This is a genomic window from Paenibacillus sp. S-38 (genome assembly GCF_049942825.1).
In the GTDB taxonomy this organism is placed as follows: domain Bacteria; phylum Bacillota; class Bacilli; order Paenibacillales; family NBRC-103111; genus Paenibacillus_G.
Window position 1 is genome coordinate 6,299,240 of sequence record NZ_CP187970.1, and the last position, 24,303, is coordinate 6,323,542.

Sequence of the window (24,303 nt, forward strand, 5' to 3'; positions counted from 1 at the left end):
CCAACAACCGCCCGGGATCCGGGAGATCTGTCTATAAAATCAACAACAAACCCGAATTATTTTATATATAACCTTAAAAGAAAGCGTTTTATAATTAAGTGATGTTAAAATAAAAAGCCAATATACTGACGACTATGGTCTGTCATCAGGTAAGGGGGGAACCGGACACCAACCTTCTAAGCTCGCTTCCATAAAGGCACTACCATTCCAATTCCAGGAGGCCGCGTATGAAAAAATGGGCTTCAACGCTCGTACTCGCCGCGCTGCTCACGTCCGTCTGCGCTCCAGCCGCTTATGCGGACAATCCCGTCATTAAGGACGCGTTCACCGGCGACCCGGCCGCATTCGTTCATGGCGACAAGGTCTATCTCTATACCGGGCATGACGAAGCTGCGGCGAACGGCAATTTTTTTGTGATGAAAGACTGGCTGATCTACTCCTCGACCGATATGGTCCACTGGACCAAGGAAGGCTCGCTTGACCTGAGCACGTTCGCGTGGGCCCAGCCGAATTCCGCCTGGGCCAGCCAATTGACCGAGCGGGACGGCCGGTTCTACTGGTATGTCACCGTGCTGAACCAGGACGGCACCGGCTATTCGATCGGTGTCGCCACCTCGGACAATCCGACCTCAGACTTCAAGGACGCCCTCGGCAAGCCGCTCGTGAGCAGCCCGATGACCCAGGCTCCCGAGAGCATGGGCAGTGCCCCGTGGGACGATATCGACCCGACCGTGTTCATCGATGATGACGGACAGGCCTATCTGTACTGGGGAAACACCCACTGCTACTACGCCAAGCTCAAACCGAATATGACCGAGCTTGACGGGGAGATCCACCGCGTTACGATCAACAACATGGAAGGCACTTATACGGAAGCGCCATGGATACATAAGCATAACGGCACGTATTATCTCTCCTTTGCCCATAATTACCCGGAAGAGCTCGCGTATGCAACGAGCAGCTCCCCCACCGGTCCATGGGAGTACCAGGGCCTGCTGCTGGACGCGCTGACAAAGGACGGCAGCGATGCTTCGGCGAGCAATACGAGCCACCAGGCAATCATTGACTTCAAGGGCCAATCCTACCTTGTGTACCACAACAGCTCTCTGCCGACAGGCGGGCAGTACCGGCGTTCGGTGGCCATCGACCGCCTGTATTACAATGCGGACGGCACGATCCGCAGGGTGGCTCCGACGTCGACGGGACTGGATGGAACGGCGTACAAGCTTCAGTCCTATAACGAGCCGAATAAGTACGTACGGCATCTGGACGGCGGCGTAAGGCTCGATCCGGTCGACAGCTCCATCCTCGATTCCAAGTGGTATCCGGTGCCGGGTCTGGCCGATTCGGGCGCAGGCTATGTGTCCCTGCAGTCAGTGGACAAGCCCGGCTATTACCTGAGGCATGACGGCTCCGCCGTGATGCTTGCGAAGCATGACGGCACCGCGGCCTTTGCCCAAAGCGCTACCTTCAAGGCAGCCCCGGGACTCGCGGATGCCTCCCTGTCCTCCTTCGAGGCCTACTCCCTTCCCGGCAATTACCTGAGGCACACCGGCTCCAAGCTGTTGGTAGAGGCCCTGAGCGGTGGGGCGGCCGAAGCGGATGCCACCTTCCGCACTGCCGAAGCGGATGTCCGCGGCATCACGCTTGATGGGCAGTCGCTTCTGCTCCAGAAGGGCGCCCAGTCGGTGCTGACGGCATCCGTACAGCCGGCTTCCGCACTGAATCCGAAGGTGACGTTCACCTCCAGCGACCCGAAGATCGCAGTGGTCGGCACGCCTGTGCTTCACGGGGAGAGCGGTACGGTCACCGTCACCATGCAGGCCAACTCACCGGGTACCGCGACCATCACGGCGCTGACCGAGGAGGGCCACTATGCGGCGTCCGCGGATGTTACGGTCGAAGCGGCCGGCACGGCCGGAGCCATTACGAACGTGAAGATCGGCGTGAGCGCCGAAGCGAAGAGAGTCTCGGTCGAAGGCCACTCCACCTACGGGGCGGGCAATGAGATTGCGGTCCGTGTGAAGAAGCCTGACGGGACGGTAGACTTCCTCGACCAGACGACGAGCGGCGAGGGCGGCGGCTTCACGTTCGGCATTCCCCTGGCAAATCCGGTGAAGGGCGAATACCAGGTCAGCGTCGGGGCGGCCGATGTGGCCGAGCCCTATACGGCGAAGTTCGAATACACGCCTGTGTCCACCGGGGGCAATAATGGCGGAGGCAGTGACTCCGGGAACGGAACAGGAGGCGGTACAGAGGGCGGCAGCGACAGCCGTGACGACGATGATGAGGACAGCGACTCCGGCAGCGGTGCGGGCGGCGGTTCCGCTCCGGCGGCCGGAAGCGGGACGGCAAGCCCAGGGCAGGGCAGCGGCTCCGCCAATGGCGGCAGCAGCGCCCCCGGCACGAAGCCCGGCCCCGCCAAGCCTGCCGTTCCTATCTTCAGCGATGTGCAAGAAGGCTTTTCCTGGGCCGGGGAAGCCATTGAAGCCCTGGCCGCCCAAGGGATCGTCCAAGGCACCTCCGAAACGACCTTCGAGCCCGGACGGCCGGTTTCCCGTGCGGATTTCATCCTGCTGCTCGTGAGGGCTTTCGGGCTGAAGGGAACCCCGCAGGGGGGCGGCTTCGAGGACGTACAGCCGGGCGACTACTACTATGAAGCGGTAAGCCTAGCCAAGTCGCTGGGCCTCACGGACGGTGTAGACGGCAGCCGCTTCGATCCGCAGGCCGAGATCTCGCGCCAGGACATGATGGTCCTGATCGCCTGCGCCCTGAAGCTGACGAACCAAGCGGAGCTTGGCGGAAGCCCGAACGACTTGAAGGCGTTCGCCGACGCGGCGGACGTCGCGGATTATGCCGCCGAGAGCACCGCGGCGCTGATCCGGGCCGGCGTGGTCCAAGGCGACGGCGGCGCACTCCACCCGCGCAGCAGCGCCACCCGGGCCGAGACGGCCGTTATGCTGCACCGGATCTGGAACACATTCCTGAAGGAAGGGGGACCCTCCCATGAGACTCGCTAACCGAATCGTCTCGTGCATCACGGCGTTCACGCTGCTGGCCGCCCCGTTCACCTCCCTGTCGATCCAGCGGGCATCCGCTGCGTCCGCAGACGACGGGCTGCTGCTCCGCTATGCCTTCGAAGACGGGACGGACTCCCGTACGGCGGCGGACTCCTCGGGCGGCGGACATAACGGCGAACTCGTCGGCGATGCGAAGATTACCGCCACGGACAAAGGCGGAGCCGTCGATCTCAGCGGCTCCGGGGCTTACGTCAAGATGCCGGCCGGCATCCTGGACGGGCTGACCGACCTTACGGTCTCCGCCTGGGTGTACATGGATACGGCTAAGCCCTGGGCCTCCCTGTACAGCTTTGGCAACTACAAGGACAGTACGAATGAGGCGTTCTCCGGACTGAACTTCGCCCCGGTCAACGACGCATCGAAGAGCTCTCTGGAGCTGTTCCAAACCGGCTTCGGCAGCAACCAGTTCCTGAACATGGACCCGGTGCCGGCCAAGTCGTGGAAGCACGTCACGACCGTCATCTCGGGCACCCGGAAGACGAACTCGCTCTACGTGGACGGCGTACTCCAGGGCACGCTGGCCGGGATGAAGGCGCTGCCCGGCGACATCGCAAGCACGTATAACTACATCGGGTACACCCAGTTCCCTTGGGAACAGGGCGCCGGCAAGGGCCTGGACGGCAGGGTGGCGGACTTCCGTCTCTACAGCCGCGCGCTCGGATGGCAGGAGATCCGGACGCTGGCCGGAGCCCAGGCGGAGGTCGTGTCCGTCGAAGCGGCCGAGGTCCGCACGACCGCGGGGGTCGCCCCTGATCTTCCCTCCACAGTGAACCTGAGGTTCGGCGACGGCACCACCGAGCCGGTATCCGTCACATGGGACAGCATCCCCTCCGGGGCCTATGCCGCCGAAGGCACGTTCACCGTGAACGGCACCGCCGAAGGCTCCCCGCTCCCCGCGGCGGCTAACGTTACGGTACTGGCGGAGCTGCAGATCGTCTCGGCCGAGCCCGCCCGGGTCATCACGGCCGCCGGCTCGGCGCCTTCGCTCCCTTCGGTGGTCACCGCCGTCTATAACAACGGCACGAAGGCCGAGGTGCCTGTCACGTGGGCTGAGATCGACCCATCCCAGTATGCGGAGCCGGACAGCCGGTTCACGGTGAAGGGCAGCCTCGCAGGTACGGCTGCCCAGGCCGAAGCCGTGGTCACGGTGTCCGGCGGCATCCCGGAAGGACTGGTCACCTGGTACAGGTTCGACGCGCTGAACGGCACGACGGTTCCGGATGCTTCCGGCCATGGGCGGAACGCGACCGCCGTGAACGGCCCGGTCCTCACGAGCGTGCAAGAGAAGACGGCCATCGACTTCGACAACGCGAAGAAGCAGTATGTGCAGCTGCCGGCCGGGATCATGAGCTCGCTGGATGATTTTACACTCGCCACCTGGGTCTATATCGACTCCAAGACCGGCGACTGGACGCGGATCTTCGACTTCGGCACCGGCGTCAGCGCCGGCAAGATGTTCCTGACGACGAACCTCCGCTACGACATGGAGGGCAGCATCGCCGACGCCACATCAAGCGCCCCGAAGGTCGGGCAGTGGACGCACGTGGCCGTGACCAAGTCGGGCACCGTCTACACGATCTATGTCAACGGCAAGACGGCTGCGGCCGGCACCTCCACCAAGAAGCCGTCGGATTACGGCGAGACGGCCTACAACTATATCGCCAAATCGAACTGGACCGCCGATCCTTATCTGGACGGCAAGCTTAGGGATTTCCGGATCTACAACAAGGCCCTCCCGCAGCAGGAAGTCGCAGGGATCGTCACGAGCTCGTACTCCGACCGGGAAGCGGTCGCTGCAGCGAAGGAAGTCCTAACGCTCGGCGATACGACGGGGGTCGTCTCCGACCTGGAACTGCCGGGTCAAGGCGGGAACGGTGTCAGCATCTCCTGGACCTCCGACAAGCCGGCGGTGGTCTCCTCCACAGGCCGGGTTACCCGTCCGGCGAAGGAAGAGCGGGATGCATCCGTTACCCTGACGGCTGAACTGAGCCGCGGGGAGTACAAGGAAACCCGGGCTTTCCAGGTCACCGTCCTCGCAGACAGTATTGTCTCTGTAGATGAGGTGCGGGTGACGACCACCAAGGACTTCCCGCCGACCCTGCCGGACAAGGTCACCGTCCGCCACTATGACGGCCATACGGCCGAGGTTCCGGTTACGTGGGAACGCCTCCCGATCGAGAAGCTGTCCGCACTCGGCACGTTCACGCTGAACGGGACCGTCTTCAGCACGGCGCTGCCGGCCTCCGCGCGGATCAGCGTGGCGGAGCTCGTCAGCATCGACGAAGTGAAGGCAGAGACCGCGGCCGGGCAGGCGCCGGAGCTCCCGGATACGGTGAGCGCCCGCTACAGCGACGGCACGGTCAAGGCGCTTCCGGTCACCTGGTCCGATGTGCCGGTCTCCGCTTATGACAAGCCCGGCACCTTCGCGGTGCAGGGTTCGGCCGCGGCGGAATCCTACACCAATCCGCTGATTGAACAGCGGGCCGACCCGCACATCCTGAAAGCGGAGGACGGCTACTATTATTTCACCGCCTCCGTTCCGGAGTATGACCGCATTATCCTGCGCCGCGCGAAATCCATTCAGGGCCTCGCCGAAGCGGAGGAAGTCACCGTCTGGCAGAAGCATGCGTCCGGCGAGATGGGCGCGCATATCTGGGCGCCGGAGATTCACTTCATCGACGGCAAGTGGTACATCTACTTCGCCGCGGGAAGCAAGGAGGATATCTGGAAGATCCGCCCTTATGTCCTGGAATGCGCGGATGCGAACCCGCTAACCGGAACATGGACCGAGAAAGGCATGATGGGGAAGCCTGCGTCGAACACGGTATCCTTCTCCGACTTCTCCCTCGATGCCACGACATTCGAGCATAACGGCAAGCGCTACTTCGTCTGGGCCCAGAAGGAGAACGGGATCTCCAACCTGTACATCGCCCCGATGAGCAGCCCGTGGACGATCTCAGGCGATCAGGTACTGATCTCCACCCCGGATTATGCCTGGGAGCGCCAGAAGTACTGGGTGAATGAGGCACCGAGCGTGCTCCAGCGGGGCGGCCGAATCTTCATCTCCTTCTCGGCCAGCGCCACCAACGACCGGTATGCGCTGGGGCTACTGACGGCATCCGATTCGGCGGACCTCCTCGATCCGAAGTCCTGGACGAAGTCACCGGAGCCGGTGCTGGTCAGCAGTGAAGAGGCGGGCCAGTACGGTCCGGGCCATAACTCCTTCACGGTCGCCGAAGACGGAACGACGGATCTACTCGTCTACCACGCCCGTCCGTACAAGGATATCGAGGGCGACCCGCTCTACGATCCGAACCGCCATACGCGCGTGAAGCGGCTGACCTGGAATGCGGACGGTACGCCGAACTTCGGCCCGCTCGTCTCCGGCAAGCAGGCGGGTCCTGCGGCTTCCGTCACGGCAGCGGTTACGGTTACGCCGGATGCCGACTATACGGCGGAGACCGTGTTCAGTCCGGAGCGCCCCGGCGCGGGCGGCAAGCTGGAGGCAGCCGTCACGATCAGCAGCCGCAAGCAGGCTGCAGGCCGTCTTGTGGTGATGATGGCGCGCTATGACAGCGCGGGCACCATGGCCGACTCGCAGTACGTGTCCGTGGACATGACCGGCCAAGAGAAGCAAACGGCCAAGCTCAGCCTGACGTTCCCGGCCGCAGCGGCGGGACACAAGGTGAAGGTGTTCGTCTGGGAGGGGGAGAGTCCCTCCTCCTCCAGCTTGAAGCCGGCTGCACCCCCGGCGGTTTTTGAATAGCAGCCGCAGGGGGCGGCCCGTCCGGGTGAACGAATCATAAGTTCAGCGTTCAGCGGACAAGACAGGTTCAAGGAGCCATTCCCATTGGGACCTGTCTTGGTTCCCGCTCGAACCTATACCAAATAAGCCTGATCCACCGGCACCGCCGTGTAGATCAGGCTTTCCTTTTTTTGCGTACCCGCACCCCTAAAATGCCTTCTTGAGATTCAAGCCGTGCAGCGAAGGCAGCACAACAACCTTCTGCTTGCCGGACACGAGCCCGAACACGCCTCTGTGCTTATACTTCTCCCGGTAGGTATACACCCACATTTTCTTCGCTTCGTCGAAGCCGAGATACTGCATGTACTGAATTCTCTGCCGCAAATCATGGACGGTCATGTCCCTTTTTCCCCCTTTGCACGATGTCTTGGTTTGTTTAGTTAAGTTACAGCCGGTCTTCTCTCCAAGTTGATCTGGTACTAGAGGATACGCAGCGCCCTGCATGTTTGTGGGGGCACGGATGCGCTTTCTTTTCTTCCATTTATGAACATTCCCCGGAAGCATCCGCCGCGGTTTCTGCAATTAACCGCCGTACTTTCACCGCCGCACCCTATGAACCAACCGTCCCTTATCCATCCGCATGCAAGGCTCCGCCAGTGACATTCTATTTGGAATTATTTTTCTTTTTGCAGGAGCCTCGACACGATTTGCTAGATTATGATATTATGGGATTCTTGATAAAGTGGTAACGCACTAAAGCAAAGTTCAACAGGCATACTTCATAAAAGGTGGTTTTTGTTGTGATGAAACGTTTGGCAGCCATGGGTCTTGTATTAACAGCCGCATTCTCCATTTTGACCGGATGCTCCGGCGACAACGGCGCCGCAGGCGGGAACAAGAAGCTTGTGATCGGGATCGACGACAAGTTCGCCCCGATGGGCTTCCGTGACGAGAAGAACGAGATTGTCGGCTTCGATATCGACTACGCGAAGGCGGCAGCCGAGAAGATGGGCACCGAGGTGGAATTCCAGCCGATCGACTGGAAGACGAAGGAGTCCGAGCTGAACAGCGGACGGATCGACCTGATCTGGAACGGCTATACGATCAACGAAGAGCGGAAGGGCAAGGTTCTTTTCACGAAGCCTTACCTGAAGAACGCACAGGTTGTGGTGACGCTGGCCAAGTCGAACCTGACGAAGCTGGATGAGCTTGAAGGCAAGACGGTCGGCCTGCAGTCCCTCTCTTCGGCAGCGGATGCGCTGAATGAGAATCCGGTCAAAGCCAAGATCAAGACGGTCACCGAATACGCGGACAACGTTCTTGCGCTCAGCGACCTCAAGATCGGCCGTGTGGATGCGGTTGTCATTGACGAAGTGGTCGTGAAGTATTACATGGCCAAAGAGAAGGATACGTTCAAGCTCATGGGCGAATCCCTCGCTCCCGAAGAGTACGGCGTTGGCGTCAAGAAAGGCAACGACGCCCTGCTCCAGAAGCTGCAGAAGGCGCTCGATGAGCTGAACCAGGACGGCACGGCCGCCAAAATTTCGCAGAAGTGGTTCGGCGAAGACAAGGTTCTGAAGTAGCACAAGTGTCAAACAACTGAAACAAGATCAGCAGAACGGATTTCTTCCCGGAAATCCGGTTTTGCTTTTTGGGGGAATTCTTTCATGTCCGCAGGAGATTATATCTCGATGATCAAGCCGATGCTCGAAGGAGCGCAGATGACGGTGCTGCTCTTCCTCATCGCCATCGCCGCTTCCATTCCGCTCGGCTTCGCACTTACACTTGCTGTCAAAAGCAGCATCAAGCCCCTGTCCTGGCTTGCCCACAGCTACATCTATGTTATGCGCGGCACCCCGCTGCTGCTGCAGCTGCTCTTCATCTGCTTCGGTCTCCCGATGATCCCGGTCATCGGCGAATACCTGGTGCTCGACCGCTTCACCGCGGCATGCCTCGGCTTCATCCTGAACTACGCGGCATACTTCGCCGAGATCTTCCGCGGCGGCCTGCTCGCCATCGACAAGGGGCAGTATGAAGCCTCGCAGGTGCTGGGTCTGAGCAAGTGGCAGACCACCACCCGCATCATTCTGCCGCAGATGTTCCGTGTCGCGCTGCCGTCGGTGTCCAACGAATCGATCACGCTCGTCAAGGATACCGCCCTGCTCTACGCCGTGGCCGTACCGGAGCTGCTGCACTATGCCCAGACGGTGGTCAACCGCGATTTTACGATCGTTCCGTTCTTCTTCGCCGGCGTAATCTACCTGATCATGACGCTCGCCCTGACCGCGCTCTTCAAGTGGCTGGAGCGGCGTTTCAAATTTGAATAAAAGGAATGGCGCACGTGGCTATCATTGAAGTATCCGGCCTCAAAAAATCATACGGCACGCTCGATGTGCTGAAGAGCATCACCTTCGATGTCAACAAGAACGATGTCGTGGCGGTCATCGGCCCCTCCGGCTCCGGCAAAAGCACGATGCTCCGCTCACTTGTGCACCTGGAGCAGATCAATGGCGGCACGATCCGTGCAGCCGGCGAGGATCTCGTCCGGGACGGCGTCTACTCGAAGCCGCAAGAGATCAAGCGGATCACCGCCAAGATGGGCATGGTGTTCCAGCACTTCAACCTCTTCCCGCACCTGACCGTGCAGGAGAACCTGGAGCTTGCTCCCCGCCTCGTGAAGGGCGAGTCCGCCGGGACCCTGCGCCGCCGCAGCAGCGAGATGCTCGAGAAGGTGGGCCTCACCGGCCGCGCCGAGGCCTACCCGGCCAAGCTCTCCGGCGGCCAGAAGCAGCGGGTCGCCATCGCCCGCGCGCTGATGATGAACCCGGAGATTCTGCTCTTCGACGAGCCGACCTCGGCCCTCGACCCCGAGCTCACCGGCGAAGTGCTGCAGGTCATGAAGAGCCTCGCGGAGGAGCACATGACGATGATCGTCGTCACGCACGAGATGGGCTTCGCCCGTGAAGTCGCCAGCCGCGTCCTCTTCATGGATAACGGCGAGATCATCGAGTCCGGTCCGCCCGAGCAGCTCTTCGGCTCCCCGCAGCACGAGCGGACGAAGGCTTTCCTGAGCCGCAGCTACCAGTAACACGAAACCGGATCAACGGCTTCGCCGTCCTTTAAACCACAAAACCGCAGCCCTTTCTCTTCCGAGAGAGGCTGCGGTTTTGTCGTCTATCCGGTTGGTGCGCGGCTGCTTCCGGAGAAGGGCTCTGCCGTGTCTCACTGCTCGCCCATCTTCTCCCCCAGCCCTTCGCGCAGCCAGGCCGTCGCAAGAGCGATCGCTCCGCGGGCAGCCGCGGTGTCCGCCAGGGCGTTCAGCATGACGAAGTCATGGATCGTGCCCTGGAAGCGGGCGGCCGTGACGCGCACACCGGCTTCGCGCAGCTTGTTCGCGTAGGCTTCGCCTTCGTCGCGCAGCACATCGGCCTCGGCGGTGATCACCAGCGCCGGAGGCAGGCCCTCCAGCTGCTCGGTGGTTGCGCGCAGCGGAGACGCCGTGATCTCAGCGCGCTGCGCTTCGCTCTTCGTGTACTGGTCCCAGAACCACTGCATTGCATCGCGGCGGAGGAAGTAGCCCTCGGCGAATTCGCGGTACGACTCCGTATCGAACGAAGCGTCGGTTACGGGGTAGAACAGCAGCTGCTGGCGAATCGCCGGGCCTCCGCGTTCCTTGGCCATCAGGGTGACGGCGGCCGTCATGTTGCCCCCCACGCTGTCGCCCGCCACCGCCAGCCGGTTCGGGTCCAGGCCCAGATCGCGTCCGTTCTTCGCCACCCAGTCGACGACGGCATAGACCTCCTCGATCGCGGCCGGGTACTTCGCTTCCGGCGACAGGCTGTAGTTCGGGAACACGACGGCGGCCTGAGCGCCGACCGCCAGCTCCCGGACCAGCCGGTCATGCGTATGGGCATTGCCGAACACCCAGCCGGCCCCGTGAATGTAGACGATGACCGGCAGCTGCTCGGAAGCGTTCACCGGTCTCAGGATGTTCACGGACACCGTGCCTCCGGGTCCGCCCTCGATCGTCCGCTCCTCGATATCGACCGGCAGCTTCGTGACTTCGCCGGACTGCACTTCATCCACCTTGGCCCGTCCCTTCTCGGGCCCGAGATCAAACAGATACGGAGGCTTCGCCGTATCCTCCGCGAACTTCTGCGCTTTTGGTTCCAGCCGAACGTGCTTTGCCATGGTTATCTCTCCTTCACGGTTGGGTTCCCCTGCCATTTTTGCTTGGACGTAATGACATTACCCGCAAGCAGACAGGCTCTAATCAGCCGCGAACAAGGCAAGGCCTCTCTTACCTCTGACAGCTGCCCACGAATTCCTCGAACAACCTGAAGTTATATGGGTCAGAGGTATAGCTGAATTCCGGGTGCCACTGCACAGCCAGGACAAACTTCTTGTCCGGCATCCTCACCGCTTCGATCATGCCGTCCTCCGCTTTGGCTACGGCCACCAATTGGGCGGACAACTGCTTGATGCCCTGATGGTGGTAGCTGTTGACCTCCATGGACTCCGTTTGGAGCATCTCGTGAAGCGGATTTCCCTTCTCTATGTATACCTTGTGAACCGGTTTATCATAGGGGGGCTGCTGTTGATGCAGGACCTTACTATGGGATCCCAGCTGCGTTGGAATATCCTGATAGAGCGTGCCGCCGAGCAGGGCATTGAACAACTGCAGTCCCCTGCAGATGCCGAAAGCGGGCTTGTCTATGGCCGTCACTTCCCGGAACAGGATCCTCTCCATCTCGTCCCGCTCCCTGCACGGCTCGCCGCACACCGGCTCGACGCTCTCCCCATAGAGCTCCGGATGCACATCATGCCCCCCTGTAAAAAGAAAGCCGTCGAACCGCTGAGCCATCGTGACAATGACTTCCGGATCCGTGGTTAACGGGAGCATGACAGGAATCCCCCCTGCAGCCTCAATCCCTTTCATGTAGCCCGGCAGCATCCAGTAGCTCTCTTTTTCCTTATCGTATAGCGGCAATACTCCGATCATGGGCCTTATCATTCTGAGTTCCTCCCCCGGACAGCGGTGTTTTCTAGTGAAATGTAAATCCCATTATATCCGATCTCCGGATGATAGGGATGGATTGTTATGAAATAATGACGGTGCGCCGGGTGGCTCCATTCGCATGGAAGCATAAGCGGCGGCCCCCAGCACACCGGATCTGCTGCCTAACGCCGCCTGAACCACTTGACACGCTTCAGACGAAAGCTTCAACGCGGTCTTCCGAATGACAGCCCGGACCGGATTCAGCAATCGGTCCCCCGCAGCCGACATGCCCCCGCCGATCATGATGAGCTCGGGATTGAACAGGTTGATGACGGCAGCAAGACCAAAGCCGAGCAGTTCCCCCGTCTCCTGCATCACTTCGATCGCCAGAGCATCTCCCCGATCGTAAGCATCGGAGATCATCTTCGCGGTGATTTGCCCGGGATCGTCCTTCACCCAGCTGCGGATGAGGCTCTCCCTGCCTTTTTCAAGCTCCTCTGTGAACGTCCTGACCATGCCTGTGGCAGAGACATACCTGCCAAGACAGCCCGAGCTTCCGCAGCGGCACGGCCTTCCTCCCCGGACGATGTTCATATGGCCGATTTCTCCGGCCGAAGCGGTATGGCCATACAGTACTCTCCCTTCAGCCAGAATGCCCGAACCCAATCCCGTCCCCAGTGTGAGCAGGACCATGTTCCGGCCCCCCACCCCTGCGCCAAACAACCATTCCCCATACAAATTCACGCGAACATCATTATCGATAAATACTGGAAACGGGAACTCTCGCTGCATCTCCTTCACCACGTGGATATTCTCCCACTGTGGAAAGTTGGGAGAAAAAATGGAAATTCCCTCCTGCGGATCCAGCAGCCCCGGAATCCCCATCCCCATGCCCAGCACCGAGTTTAGATCGATTGCTGCCTCCACAAGCATCATCTTTAGGATCGATTTGATTTTGTTCAGCACATGCGCCGGCCCCAAAGCGGCCTCCGTAAGATCGCTTCGTTCGATAACCGGCTTGAACGCCGAAGTGAAAACAGCCGATTTGATATTCGTGCCGCCCAAGTCAATCCCAATGATATAGTTCTCCATCCTCAGGGTCCCCCTTGTATCATTTTCTGCATAGTAGTGTACTCCTCAGGCCCTCTGCCATTAATGGAATTATGGGTTGAAAACATGGAATTTTGTTAGATTAAAAAGGTGGAGCTGCTTGCGTGGTTTATCCGGACTTCTACGTACAAAAGGAAAAGGACCCGCCCACGGCGAGTCCTTTGCTTGGCTGCACTTCTAATGAAAGAATGATATAAGTCCTTACACGCGTCTGGCTCCCACGTACTTTTTGCCCCAGTAACCTGTCGTGATGCTGGCTACCGAGACACCCGTGGAGCTGGCCGCCGAGATGAACTGGCCGTTCCCGGTATAGATCCCTACGTGGGAGACACGGCCGCCTTCGGCGAAGAAGACCAGATCCCCTGCCTGCAGATCCGTAACCGCGGTGCCTGCCGACTGGTACATCTCAACCGAGGTACGGGGAAGCTTGGTCCCCCACTGGGCGAATACGTAACCGACAAACCCCGAGCAGTCAAATCCGCCGGGAGAACTGCCGCCCCAGACATAAGGCGTCCCCATGTACTTGGACGCCGTCTGGAGGATCGACGATTGCAGGGTCTGCGTTGCCTGCGCCGGCTGCTGCACGGCCCCGGCCGCAATCTGCGGCTTGTACCAGGCCGGCGCATGATACCGGCCGTCTTGGTTGATGATCGCGATGCGGTTGTCGGCATCCCACTGGATGCGGTAACCGAAGGTTTCGGAGACGAACCGCAGAGGAAGATACACGCTGCCGTTCAAGAATTGAACCGCAGAGTCCAGTTGGACGGACTTTCCGTCCACTTCCGCCTTACGGCTGCCCGTCTGAAGGGCGATGGTCTGGCTGCTGTTCTTTAAAGTGACTTTAACAACGTCCCCGTCCTTCTCCCACCCGATCCGATAGCCAAGCTCTTCGGTCAGAGCACGCAGCGGAATCTGCATTTGATTGGCGTTATCGATGAAGGGCTGGGCCTCCGGAAATGGAACGAGACTGTCGTTGATTTGAATTTTAACATTGGTGGCCGCTTCCGCGCCCTGGGCATGAAGCATCCCAAGCACGCCTACGGCAGAAAATGCGCACGACAAAACAAGCTTTCGGTAAAAACGAAGATTCAACCTGATTCCTCCTGCGGCCTCCGAGGTTAGTTGACGGATTCGGAAGAGGCTGCTCCCTAGTTCGATAAACCGAACATTCACCCCATGTGAAGAATCCCCCGTACCAGATCTTTTGCTGAACTGGATTCGGCCTGTATTTTTTTATTAGACTAGCACAGCCTTTTTGTGATGTTCAAACCATGAAACAGTGGATTTCCTAATATCTTCCTTATATCGGCGAGGTTTACGATTTTCGACACAACTTTAACAAATTATTCAAAATAAAATAGACCGCCGCTTGGTGAGCAGGCGATCTATCATAGTGATGGTCAAACCATAGATAATGGTCATAGAACCTAAGTAGAGGTTGGATAAATTAGCATCACATCCGCTGTCGAGCGGTTGTCCGGCTAAGTATGGGCAAAAGACCAAGCTGTCGTTCCCGGACGGGATGGAGCTACATAGAAGCCAGTCTTCACCCTGACAGACAGGGTTCCGCCGTAGAGTGTGCAGGCTGCCTCGGCATCAATGGCGCAGGGCGCTTGGGGCCCCGTGCACGCGGCATGCGTTGCGGGCTGATCCCGCCTCCGCTACGGCGTCGTGCCTGTGCCGGTATCCACCGCCTCGCCTACCGCCGCCTCCGGTGCCGGCGCCTCCGCTTCTCCGCCGCCCGCCGTCTGCGGCGCGGGCTCGCTTCCGGCCGGCTTCGCGGTGCCGTCCGCCGCTCCGCCTGCGCCGGCCGCTGCACCCGTGCCGGCGTCTCCGCCCGCTGCCGGCGCAGTGCCGTCCGCCGCTCCGCCCGTGCCGGCGTCTCCGCCTGCTGCCGGCGCGGTGCCGCCCGCCGCTCCGCCTGAGCCGGCAGCTCCACCCGTGCCGGCGTCTCCGCCCGCTGCCGGCGCGGCGCCGCCGCTCGGCGTGCCGCCCTCAGCCGCAGGCTGGCCGCCGGTCTGCTCCTTCGCGGCACCGGCCTCCGCCGGCCGTACCTCGCCTTTGGCAGCCGTCGCCGTAGACGCCTGGGCCTGGGCTCCCTCAGGATTCCCCGTATTTCCCGGGGAATCCTGAGGTGCCGCTGCCGCAGCGGGAGCGGCCGGCGCTTCTGCTGCGGCGGTCTCGCTTTCCCCGGACCGTTCCGCATACTTCGGCGCGTTCTCGCCGTTAACCCGCTTGCGGCCCCCGGCATAGGCGCGGTATTTTTCCGGCTTGGCAAAAGCCGTCACCGGCACATCCTTGAGCGCCCGGCTGACCACCTCCTTGAACAAGGCGGCCGGGTATTTGCCTCCGGTTGTCGTCAGATAGTGATCCTTGTTCGTCTTCTCATAGCCGAGCCACACGGCCGCCACAATCTCGGGCGTATAGCCGACGAACCAGGCATCCTTGGACCCGTCGATCTGGCTGCCCCGGCGGTCCTTGAATTCCGGCGTGTCCGGCAGCTGGGTCGTCCCTGTCTTGCCGGCCACCGGCCTGTCCATCCTCGCACTGAGGCCGGTCCCTTCCGTGACGACCTTCTCCAGCATCCTCGTCATCGTATAAGCCGCACCCGGGTCGAGCATCGGCTCAAGCACCGGCTGCGCTTCCTGGCCGACCAGATTGCCCTGCGCATCCGTGATCTTGCGGATCGCATACGCCTTGGCGAGATTACCTTTATTGGCAAACATTGTATAGGCCTGCGCCATCTGCAGCGGGGAGGTGCCCTTGCTCATACCGCCCAGCGCAATCCCAAGGGTACGATCCGCTTCCTGCAGCGGCAGCCCGGCCTTGCGGCCGAACTCGAGCCCCCGGTCGATCCCGATCTCCTTCAGGAGGGCGACGGCCGGAATGTTGTACGATTCGATCAGCGCTTCCTCCAGCGTGACCCACCCGTGGAACTGCCTCCGGTAGTTCATGGGTGTGTATCCGCCGCCGAAATCCGTCTCCGTATCGTAAATCTGGTCCCTGGGCCCGTAACCGGCTGCCAAGGCGGGCGCATAGACGAGCAGCGGCTTGATCGCCGATCCGGGCTGGCGTTCATTCTGAGTCGCGTAATTGAACTCCCGGAACTTCGGGTCCGGATTGCGGGAGCCTACGATCCCCAGCACCGCCCCCGTCTGCGGCTCCATCAGGACGATCCCGCTCTGCAGCCCCCCTTTATCCTCGGGGAAAAAGTCGGGATTCCGGTATACCTCTTCCGCCGCCTTTTGCACCTTGGGATCGAGGTTCGTGTGAATATGCAGGCCGGAGGACAAAATCTGCTGCTCCGTCAGTCCATACTTCTGGGAGGCTTCGTTGATGACATGGTCGATATAGGAGGGATAGATCTTAGCGGTCTGCTGGGCAGCCGGTGCGGCAAGCTTGATCTCTTCCTTCATCGCCTCGTCCCGCTGCGCCGGCGTGATTTTCCCCTGATCGGCCATGAGGGACAGCACGAGGTTCCGCCGTTCCTTGGCGTCCTCAGGCTTCTTCACGGGCGAATAATTCGTCGGAGACTTGGGAATCCCGGCGAGCAGGGCACTTTCCGCCAGCGTAAGCTGGGAAGCATCCTTGCCAAAATAAGTCTCGGAAGCGCGCTGCAGTCCCCACGCCCCTTCCCCGAAATAAATGTAGTTGAGGTATTTTTCGAGAATCTGATCCTTGCTGTATGTATCTTCAATCTTCAGCGAAGCCACGGCCTCCTTCAGCTTCCGCTGATACGTCTGCTCCGGGGTGAGCAGCATCGTTTTGGCCAGCTGCTGGGTGATCGTGCTGCCGCCCTCTACCGTATACCCCGACTTCAGGTTCTGGTATAACGCGCGTGCAATCCCCTGGTAATCCAGCCCCTGATGCTCGTAGAACCGCGAATCCTCCACAGCCGTAACCGCATCCAGCATGATCTTCGGAAAATGGCTCAGCGGCATATATTCCATCCTTGCGTTCGTCAGCTCGGTAATCACGGCGCCGGTGCGGTCATAGAAAAAGGTCGAACGGGCCGGCTCCTTGTCCAGCAGCGAAATGTCCATAGCGGTGTACATCTGCCGGTACGTCTGATACCCCCAGCCGAGACCGCCAAGTCCGACAACCGCAAGCACGGACCCGAGCAGAAGCAGGATGATTTTGAAGGGAGACGCTTTTTTCTTGGGCTGCTGCTGTGTTTCCTGAGAAGGCTCCATACCTTAATCCCCGCCCTTACCTTTTTTCAGGATTATTACCCGAAGAGCGGCCAAGGTAAACAAGCAGGCGGATCAACGCCTTCCTTGTCGCTCCCCCTCCTCTTCATGGCTATGCTACAATGGAAGGCAGGCAGGGATAGTCCCATCATCCATTAGGTATGTTGCGCGTTAATCTGGAGTACATAGAGCAGAACCGCGAGTCCATTTCAAAAAAAGGAGCCGGCATCTGACGGATGCCGATCTTATGCGCAGGGGGGATTGCAGCAGATGATCCAGCAAGGGATAGCGGACAGGTGGGTCCGCAGCGAACGGGAGGCGGCCCTCGCCTCCCGGGCGGAGCGCTTGGCGGCTGTGTTCGCGGAGCGGGCGCCGAAGCATGACGAGGAGGGAAGCTTCCCCTTCGACAACTTTGCCGACCTCCGGGCGGACGGCTACCTTGCGCTTACGGTGCCAAGGGAACTCGGAGGCGAAGAAGCCTCCTTATATGAGCTCGTGCTCGCTCAAGAGCGGCTGGCCCGCGGAGACGGCTCCACGGCGCTTGCAGTGGGCTGGCATCTCGTGCAGATGTTCCATCTGCGCTACACGAGGTCCTGGCCTGAAGCGCTGTACGCTTCCTTCTGCCGGGAGGTGGTGGAGCACGGCGCGCTCACCAACCTGCTGGCGACGGAGCCGGCGACCGGGTCGCCGAGCCGCGGAGGCAGACCGGCTACCACGGCCCGGCGGACCGATGGCGGCTGGCTCCTTCACGGGCGCAAAACGTTCAGCACGCTAAGCCCCATCCTCCGGCAGTTTACCGTGACGGCCGCGATAGCGGGAACGGAGGATATCGGTGAATTTTTTGTACGCCGGACGGACGCGGTGCGGGTGGAAGAGACATGGAACACGCTCGGCATGAGGGCTACCGGCAGTCATGATGTCGTTCTGGACGGGGCTTTCGTCCCGGACGCCGAAGTCATCCGCCTCACATCCGAGGTGAAGCATCCGGCGGAAGAGGACACCGGATGGCTGCTCCATATTCCGGCGTGCTACCTCGGGATTGCCTGGGCGGCCAGGGATTGGGCGCTGGACTATGCGCTGACCTATACCCCGAACAGCCTGAGCGCCCCGATCTCGGAGCTGCCGCATATCCGCCGCCAGATCGGGGAGATGGAGGCGGAATGGATGACGGCGCGCACGCTCCTCTACACGGCCGCCGACCGCTGGGATGCCGACCCGCAGGGCCGCCTCTCGATGAAGAGCGAGATCGCTCTCGCCAAGTATACGGCCGTGAACAGCGCGCAGCGGATCGTCGACCTGGCCATGCGGATCGTCGGCGGAGCCAGCCTCTCGCGCCGCTGCCCGCTTGAGCGGCTCTACCGCGATGTCCGCGCAGGGCTGCACAACCCGCCGATGGACGATATCGTCATCGCGGGGTTGGCTGCCCGGGCGCTCGCCGAGCGCGAGAAGCGCGTGCAGCACCCCGGCGGCGAGTAGCCGCGGGGGTGCGACGGCCGGGCGCCTCGCTGCGGCGCGGGGGCGACCGGGCGCGGGCAGCTCGCGGGCCCTCGCCCGGCGCTGTGCTGCAGCGTGGGGGCGACGCCTGGGCGCGCTCTGCTCGCGGGCGCCTCGCCGGGCGCAGTCCTGCGGCGCGGGGGCGACGCTCGGGCGCGCTCTGCCCGCGGGCGCCTCGCCGGGCGCAGCGCTTCGTCGCGGGGGCGACGCACGGGCACGCTCTGCACGCGGGCGCCTCGCCCGGCGCAGCGCTGCGGCGCGGGGGCGACGCCTGGGCGCGCTCTGCTCGCGGGCGCCTCGCCCGGCGCAGTGCTGCGTCGCGGGACCGACGCTCGGGCGCGCCAGCTCGCGGGACCTCGCCGGGCGAACGCTGCGTCGCGGGGCCGACGCTCGGGCGCGCCAGCTCGCGGGCGCCTCGCCCGGCGCAGCGCTGTACGCACCAGAAACCCCTCTACCCAATGATCGGGTACGAGGGGTTTCTTTTTATGACGATGGGCTCACGCGGAAAAGATACTCCTGAACTACGTGCCTTCAGGACAGCTTGCCTCCCGCCGGATCCGATAAAGGAACTATAATGCTTTTTTTGATTATTTCCCGTCATTTCCCACGCAATAACGGAACTCAGGTATCTTATCACCTCGCACTGAGCGTAATTTCCACAGATTCCCGCAAATAGCGAATCTGAGTTTATCTGAGTTCCTCTATTTCATCATTGCCGCCCTATCGCCGCTGCTGCCAAGGGCCATCGTAACCACTGCACCCTCCGCCTACCTCTGCGCCTCCGCCTCTGCGGCATCCGGGTTCCACTCGTCATGGCCGCCCAGCACGCGCTGTACATCCAGCGCCTTGGCCTCCGACTCCGTCAGAGCTGCGGCCCAAGACACCCGCGCCGCCGGTGCCGCGCCCGGTCCCGTGCTGCCGTACTCCCCATAGCGGGAGGTCCGCTCATTGTCCGGATTGCTCCAGTTATCCCAGCCGGCCGGATGAATGTGCAGTCCCATCCAGGTGTCGATAAAGACCGTATGCGCAGCAGGGCGCCAAGGCCGGCCCAGGTAGACCGATGCTTCCTCCGCCGTACCGGTCAGACGGCAGCCGCGGAACACATAGCCGAGCTCCGTGTGCTCCGCTGTAGAAGCGGCGGTAATATAGCCTCCGCGCAGGCTGTGAATCTTGCATGATTCGAAGAACACGGTCGCCGATCCGAATATATAATCGACATGCCCCTCAATATAACAGTCCTCAAAATATTGGCGCCCCCGGCTCGTATAAAGCGTATCCTGCCAGCCGAGCAGCCGGACCCCCCGGTACACCTGTCTGTCTCCCGCCGTGTACAAGGCAACCGCCTGACCGATCTCCGGACCGTACCCTGCCGTATTCTGTACAGTCAGGTTTTCCATACGGAAGTCGTCCGCCTCCACTTTGAGCGCTGCCGTACGGAAGGTCGCAATCTCCCGGCCGCGATCGTCCGTCATCTTCGCATAGTCGCCCCAAGCGATAACCGTCCCCTCTGCGCTTTCCCCGACAAGCGTAAGATTCGGCTTGTTATCGGGCACAACCAGCTTCTCGCGGTAGACCCCATTCTTCACATAGATCGTTACCGGTTCCAGCGGAAGCACGCGGACCGCTTCGATGGCGTCACCAATACTGATGTAATCTCCCTGTCCATCTTGCGACACGGTTATGTACCTCATATCCCACTCTTCCTTTCCCTTGCACCGCGCCTGACCGGGCAAGCCCGCATGAATATCTCTGGTCTATTGGACATTGCCGGCTTACCGGCAGGAGTTCCGGTCCCGTCCGCAGCGCCTTCTGCTATCCATTATAAACCCACACCCCCTCAAGCCTCTCCCCCATTTCTTGTCCCGTTCGGCCGGAATTGCATCTGGTTGTCAGCTGACACTGTATTATAATATTAACATTAATCAATTATTTTATTGTTGTATTTTATTATAATATATAATACAATTCATCTAACACATCAACTGTATCACTATATTAAAAGAATCCAAGGAGGCCTTCCCTATGCAGCCACGTATCCAAGAACATCAACCTTCCGGTACCCTGAGCACCTCCAAATCCTGTACTCAATGCGGCGAAGTGATGGAGGAGCTGTTCGACTGTCATATCAGCACGTGCTCTTCGTGCCGGGGGTATACCTTCTATGACATCAAGCCGTCCAGGTTCGCTCCCCTGAAGCCGCCGGTCTCCTCCTAAGACTGCGGGCGGAAGCAGCGGCCTGTCCGCCCAAGGCTCTCACGGCCGTGAACACGAACACGACCGGCTGGATGCTGAGGGGGGACGGGATTTCAGCAGGAGGACGCCGCAGAAAACTCTACGATCGTACTGCAGACGAACGAGCATCCATCCTGTGTACAAAAAAGAACAGCATGCGTCTTGAAGGGCAATCGCCTTCGTACGCATGCTGTTCCGCATGTTCACCCTGCCATCAGGAGGCTCGCAGCCTCCATGATCTCCTTCGGTGTCCCTTAAAGCAGCCAGTGCCGCCATGAATCCCCGTACCGCAGCGAAGCCGGCAGCCTCATCTTAGGGCTGCGGTGCGTGAGCCAACTTGGCGGCCGCAGCGGTGTCGGCCGTCTTCTTCCGGAACAGCCGCGCTTTGATCCGCTCGATGATCTCATACACGACCGGCACGACCAGCAGCGTAAGCAGCGTCGAGGTCGTGAGGCCGCCGATGACGACGACCGCAAGGCCTTTGGAGATGATCGTGCCCTTGGACAGCCCGAGGGCCAAGGGCATCAGCGCGATGATCGTCGCCCCCGCCGTCATGATGATCGGACGCAGGCGGGTATGGGCTGCCTTGATGAGCGCTTCGTGTACAGACATTCCCGTCTCCCGCAGCTGCTGCACCCGGTCGATCAGCACGATCGCATTGGTGACGACGACCCCGATCAGCATCATGAAGCCGATCAACGACGTCAGGTTCAGCGACTCGCCCGTCACCAGCAGCCCAAGCATCCCGCCGATCGCGGCTAACGGCAGCGAGAAGAGGATGGCGAACGGAGCGCTGGCGTTCCCGAAGGCCAGGACCATGACCAGGTAGACGATGAAGACCGACGCGCCCATGGCCATGAACATATTTTTGAATTCCCGGTCGATATCTTCGGCAACACCCTTCACCTCCGGATTCACGCCCGGAGGAAGCTCCAGGGCCCCAAGCACTTCCGTCGCTTGGGCCGTCACCCCCGCCTTATCCTTCGATTCGATCTTCGCCGTCACCCGCACGTACTGCTCCTGGTTATCGCGGGGGATCGAAGCCGGCCCTTCGGTCTGCCGGAGCTTCGCGACTTCGTTCAGCCGGATCTTCTGCCCGGACGGCGTCGGGATCAGCAGGGAGCCGATCTTGTCGACCGAATCCTTGAACTCGTTGTCGAGCGAGATTTTGGTGGTCAGCGTAATATTATCGAACTTGAGATCCCCGATCTCCTCCTCGCCCAGCCAGGAATACAGAGTCTCGATGATCTCGCCCGAGGAGAGGTCATACATCCGGGCCTTGTTCTGGTCGACGGCGATCTCCACTTCCTTCTTGGATTCTTCCAGGCTGTCCTTCACATCCTGGAATTCGGGAATCTCCTTCATCTTCGCCTTGACCATCTCCGCCCCTTGAATCAGGTTGTTCACGTCATCCCCGCGGAGCACATAAGAGAAGTCCGTGCCGCTTCCTCCACCTCCGCCGCCTACGCTGACAATGCTCCCGCCCACCTCGGAGCCCTGCGGCAGCATCTCCGTTACTTTGCCTTTCATGTCTTCGAGCAGCGCCTTGGCATTCGTGCCCCCGGAGGCTTCGGCGTTGATCTGGCTGCGGTAAGCCACCCTGTCATTGCCACCGCCATAGCCGACCAGCGACTGGACATAAGTAAAGGCCGGCTCCCCGGACGCATTCTTCGTCTCCTTCATCATCGCCTCGATCTCCTGCATTTTCAGATCGTTGGAGCCGATCGAGGTTTCCCTCGGCATCTTGAGCCACAGCGAGATTTTCTTGTCCGAATCGCTCGCCGGCATGAACTCGAAGGGAACGAAAGGAACTGTGCCGCCCATCACCACGACGAAGACGAGCAGGGCCAGAAGCATCGTTTTGACCCGGTGCTTCAGCGACCAGCGGAGCATCCGCAGGTAAGCTCCTTCCATGGGGCCGACATGATTCTCATCATGGATCTTGAGGTTCTTGGAACGCAGCACAAGCAGCTTCGCCAGCATCGGAATGACAGTAACCGCTACAAGCAGCGATGAGAGCAGCGCAGCGGACAGTGTAATCGCGAACGGGCGGAACATATCCCCAAGCTGACCGCCGACAAAGGCGATGGGCGCAAATACCCCTACCGTCGTCAGCGTTGACGAAGTAATGGCCGAGGCTACCTGGGCGGTTGCGGTCCGAATGACCGACTCGCCACGCTCGTGTGTTTTGACCAGCTCGCTGTAGATGTTCTCGATGACAACGATGCTGTCGTCGACCACCCGGCCGACCGCGATCGCCATGCCGCCGAGGGTCATGATATTCAGCGAGATATCCAGCGGGGCCATGATCAGCAGGGTCACCAGGATCGACAGCGGGATCGAGACGAGAACGATGATCGTCATACGGACATTGCGCAGGAAAATCAGAATCATGACGGACGCGAGGATGGCACCCAGCCCGCCTTCCTTCACCATACCGTTGATGGACTCCTTGACAGTATCCGAGTTTTTCTCGACCGAAGCGAATTCGATATTCGGATACTTTGCCTTCCAGGAAGCGATCAGAGCATCCGCCTCCGCCGTGAACTCCACCGAGTTCGTGCCCGTCGTCTTATACAGAATGACGCCGATCGCCGGCTGGCCGTTCATCCGGGAGAAGAACTTGGACTCCGTAACCGCCTCGACCTTCACCAGGTTCTTCAGCAGCAGGGACTCCCCGGTCGACGTCTTGATTTTCATATTCTCCAGGCTGTAAATCGAGTTCAGGTCGCTCTTCACCCGAACCATCTGGTCGATGCCCTGGATATCCGCCGAACCGACCGGGCTCGTCAGGATGGCCGATTGAATGCGCTGGGATACTTCGGAGGAGGTCAGACCGTACGCATTGATCGCGCTGCCGTTCAGCTTCAGGTCCAGCACCGCCTCCTGATTCCCGATGGAATCGATGTGATCGATCCCCTGGATGGAGTTAAACCCCGGCAGGATGACGTCCTTGTAGATTTTATCGAGCTCCTGCTGGTTCATGCCGCCCTGTCCATACACGGACAAGGTGTATTCGGGAATCGCCGACATGCCGAAGGTCGAGACCTTGGGCTTCTCCACGCCCTTCGGAAGCTTCACGTTCGCGATCAGCCCCTCGACGTCCCGCTTCGCGTCATCCGTGTCGCTGCCATGCTCCAGCTCGATCTCCAGAGAGGAGTATCCGTCCGCAGAGACGGACTTCAGCGACTTGATCTTCTCAAGGCCGGCCACCGCTTTCTCCAGCGGCTTCGTGATGCTGTCGAGAATGTCTTTCGGCGGCGCATTATACTGGGTCGTAATGACGACGTACGGGATCGATACCTCCGGGTAGAGCTCCGCCTTCAGCATGGTTGCCGCATATGTGCCCCCGCCGAACAGCAGCACAATGATGATCAGTACCGCCGCTACGTTCTTCATGGAAAAATGGGTTAAAGAGTTCATTGCTACGCTCCTTTAATGGGTGTGCTAAAG

Annotated in this window: 15 protein-coding genes and 1 riboswitch; of the genes, 7 read left to right on the forward strand and 8 right to left on the reverse strand. The window is 60.6% G+C overall.

The window, feature by feature from the left end; genetic code table 11:
* The first annotated feature begins 227 nt into the window (after nucleotides 1-227).
* A complete protein-coding gene (locus tag ACP26L_RS27610; protein WP_426448242.1) occupies nucleotides 228-3,020 on the forward strand; it encodes a family 43 glycosylhydrolase in 2,793 nt (930 codons plus the stop codon).
* Nucleotides 3,007-6,846 carry a family 43 glycosylhydrolase gene (locus ACP26L_RS27615; RefSeq protein WP_426448244.1) on the forward strand — a complete coding sequence of 1,280 codons (3,840 nt, stop codon included), beginning with the start codon at nucleotides 3,007-3,009 and terminating at the stop codon, nucleotides 6,844-6,846. Before ACP26L_RS27610 ends, ACP26L_RS27615 begins: the two co-directional genes overlap by 14 nt.
* A 186-nt stretch (nucleotides 6,847-7,032) precedes the next feature.
* On the opposite strand, the gene ACP26L_RS27620 is transcribed toward ACP26L_RS27615, so the two are convergent.
* The gene (locus ACP26L_RS27620) at nucleotides 7,033-7,224 is read right to left on the reverse strand and encodes a hypothetical protein (protein ID WP_426448245.1); all 192 of its coding nucleotides are present in this window, start codon (nucleotides 7,222-7,224) and stop codon (nucleotides 7,033-7,035) included.
* 404 nt (nucleotides 7,225-7,628) lie between these two features.
* On the opposite strand from ACP26L_RS27620, the gene ACP26L_RS27625 reads away from it, so the two are divergent.
* The 3 genes from ACP26L_RS27625 to ACP26L_RS27635 all read left to right on the forward strand — a co-directional run bounded on the left by ACP26L_RS27625 (nucleotide 7,629) and on the right by ACP26L_RS27635 (nucleotide 9,913).
* Complete coding sequence (locus ACP26L_RS27625) at nucleotides 7,629-8,408, forward strand: amino acid ABC transporter substrate-binding protein (protein WP_426448246.1); 780 nt, start codon at nucleotides 7,629-7,631, stop codon at nucleotides 8,406-8,408.
* A gap of 84 nt (nucleotides 8,409-8,492) precedes the next feature.
* Nucleotides 8,493-9,152: an amino acid ABC transporter permease gene (locus tag ACP26L_RS27630; protein WP_426448248.1), complete on the forward strand. Its 660-nt coding sequence runs from the start codon at nucleotides 8,493-8,495 to the stop codon at nucleotides 9,150-9,152.
* 14 nt (nucleotides 9,153-9,166) lie between these two features.
* A complete protein-coding gene (locus ACP26L_RS27635; RefSeq protein WP_426448249.1) occupies nucleotides 9,167-9,913 on the forward strand; it encodes an amino acid ABC transporter ATP-binding protein in 747 nt (248 codons plus the stop codon).
* A gap of 134 nt (nucleotides 9,914-10,047) precedes the next feature.
* Here the strand turns inward: ACP26L_RS27635 and ACP26L_RS27640 are convergent, their stop codons facing one another.
* The 5 genes from ACP26L_RS27640 to ACP26L_RS27660 form a co-directional block, all read right to left on the reverse strand.
* Nucleotides 10,048-11,016, reverse strand: coding sequence for an alpha/beta hydrolase (locus ACP26L_RS27640; protein WP_426448251.1), 969 nt, complete (start codon nucleotides 11,014-11,016; stop codon nucleotides 10,048-10,050).
* Nucleotides 11,017-11,125: 109 nt separating this feature from the next.
* On the reverse strand, nucleotides 11,126-11,827 hold the full coding sequence (locus tag ACP26L_RS27645) for a gamma-glutamyl-gamma-aminobutyrate hydrolase family protein (protein WP_426448253.1): 702 nt from the start codon (nucleotides 11,825-11,827) through the stop codon (nucleotides 11,126-11,128).
* 63 nt (nucleotides 11,828-11,890) lie between these two features.
* Nucleotides 11,891-12,916, reverse strand: coding sequence for an ROK family protein (locus ACP26L_RS27650; RefSeq protein ID WP_426448255.1), 1,026 nt, complete (start codon nucleotides 12,914-12,916; stop codon nucleotides 11,891-11,893).
* Between the two features lie 219 nt (nucleotides 12,917-13,135).
* Nucleotides 13,136-14,026: an NlpC/P60 family protein gene (locus ACP26L_RS27655; RefSeq protein WP_426448257.1), complete on the reverse strand. Its 891-nt coding sequence runs from the start codon at nucleotides 14,024-14,026 to the stop codon at nucleotides 13,136-13,138.
* Nucleotides 14,027-14,168: riboswitch (cyclic di-AMP (ydaO/yuaA leader) on the reverse strand.
* A gap of 427 nt (nucleotides 14,169-14,595) precedes the next feature.
* The gene (locus ACP26L_RS27660) at nucleotides 14,596-17,127 is read right to left on the reverse strand and encodes a transglycosylase domain-containing protein (RefSeq protein ID WP_426448258.1); all 2,532 of its coding nucleotides are present in this window, start codon (nucleotides 17,125-17,127) and stop codon (nucleotides 14,596-14,598) included.
* Nucleotides 17,128-17,394: 267 nt separating this feature from the next.
* Here ACP26L_RS27660 and ACP26L_RS27665 point away from each other — a divergent pair, with 267 nt between their 5' ends.
* The gene (locus ACP26L_RS27665; RefSeq protein ID WP_426448260.1) at nucleotides 17,395-18,600 is read left to right on the forward strand and encodes an acyl-CoA dehydrogenase family protein; all 1,206 of its coding nucleotides are present in this window, start codon (nucleotides 17,395-17,397) and stop codon (nucleotides 18,598-18,600) included.
* Nucleotides 18,601-19,385: 785 nt separating this feature from the next.
* Here ACP26L_RS27665 and ACP26L_RS27670 read toward each other — a convergent pair.
* Nucleotides 19,386-20,309, reverse strand: a complete 924-nt coding sequence (locus ACP26L_RS27670) for a pectinesterase family protein (RefSeq protein WP_426448262.1) — start codon at nucleotides 20,307-20,309, stop codon at nucleotides 19,386-19,388.
* A 331-nt stretch (nucleotides 20,310-20,640) separates the two neighbouring features.
* Between ACP26L_RS27670 and yhfH the strand changes: the two genes are divergently transcribed.
* Entirely contained in the window at nucleotides 20,641-20,832 is a 192-nt protein-coding gene (gene yhfH / locus ACP26L_RS27675) for a protein YhfH (protein WP_426448264.1), read from the forward strand.
* A gap of 330 nt (nucleotides 20,833-21,162) precedes the next feature.
* On the opposite strand, the gene ACP26L_RS27680 is transcribed toward yhfH, so the two are convergent.
* Entirely contained in the window at nucleotides 21,163-24,273 is a 3,111-nt protein-coding gene (locus ACP26L_RS27680) for an efflux RND transporter permease subunit (protein WP_426448266.1), read from the reverse strand.
* Nucleotides 24,274-24,303 lie beyond the last annotated feature (30 nt).

Coding starts and splice junctions, on each gene's coding strand:
- ACP26L_RS27610 (WP_426448242.1), top strand. CDS start 228: ATGAAAAAATGGGCTTCAACGCTCGTACTCGCCGCGCTGCTCACGTCC.
- ACP26L_RS27615 (WP_426448244.1), top strand. CDS start 3,007: ATGAGACTCGCTAACCGAATCGTCTCGTGCATCACGGCGTTCACGCTG.
- ACP26L_RS27620 (WP_426448245.1), bottom strand. CDS start 7,224: ATGACCGTCCATGATTTGCGGCAGAGAATTCAGTACATGCAGTATCTC.
- ACP26L_RS27625 (WP_426448246.1), top strand. CDS start 7,629: ATGAAACGTTTGGCAGCCATGGGTCTTGTATTAACAGCCGCATTCTCC.
- ACP26L_RS27630 (WP_426448248.1), top strand. CDS start 8,493: ATGTCCGCAGGAGATTATATCTCGATGATCAAGCCGATGCTCGAAGGA.
- ACP26L_RS27640 (WP_426448251.1), bottom strand. CDS start 11,016: ATGGCAAAGCACGTTCGGCTGGAACCAAAAGCGCAGAAGTTCGCGGAG.
- ACP26L_RS27645 (WP_426448253.1), bottom strand. CDS start 11,827: ATGATCGGAGTATTGCCGCTATACGATAAGGAAAAAGAGAGCTACTGG.
- ACP26L_RS27650 (WP_426448255.1), bottom strand. CDS start 12,916: ATGGAGAACTATATCATTGGGATTGACTTGGGCGGCACGAATATCAAA.
- ACP26L_RS27660 (WP_426448258.1), bottom strand. CDS start 17,127: ATGGAGCCTTCTCAGGAAACACAGCAGCAGCCCAAGAAAAAAGCGTCT.
- ACP26L_RS27665 (WP_426448260.1), top strand. CDS start 17,395: ATGATCCAGCAAGGGATAGCGGACAGGTGGGTCCGCAGCGAACGGGAG.
- ACP26L_RS27670 (WP_426448262.1), bottom strand. CDS start 20,309: ATGAGGTACATAACCGTGTCGCAAGATGGACAGGGAGATTACATCAGT.
- yhfH (WP_426448264.1), top strand. CDS start 20,641: ATGCAGCCACGTATCCAAGAACATCAACCTTCCGGTACCCTGAGCACC.
- ACP26L_RS27680 (WP_426448266.1), bottom strand. CDS start 24,273: ATGAACTCTTTAACCCATTTTTCCATGAAGAACGTAGCGGCGGTACTG.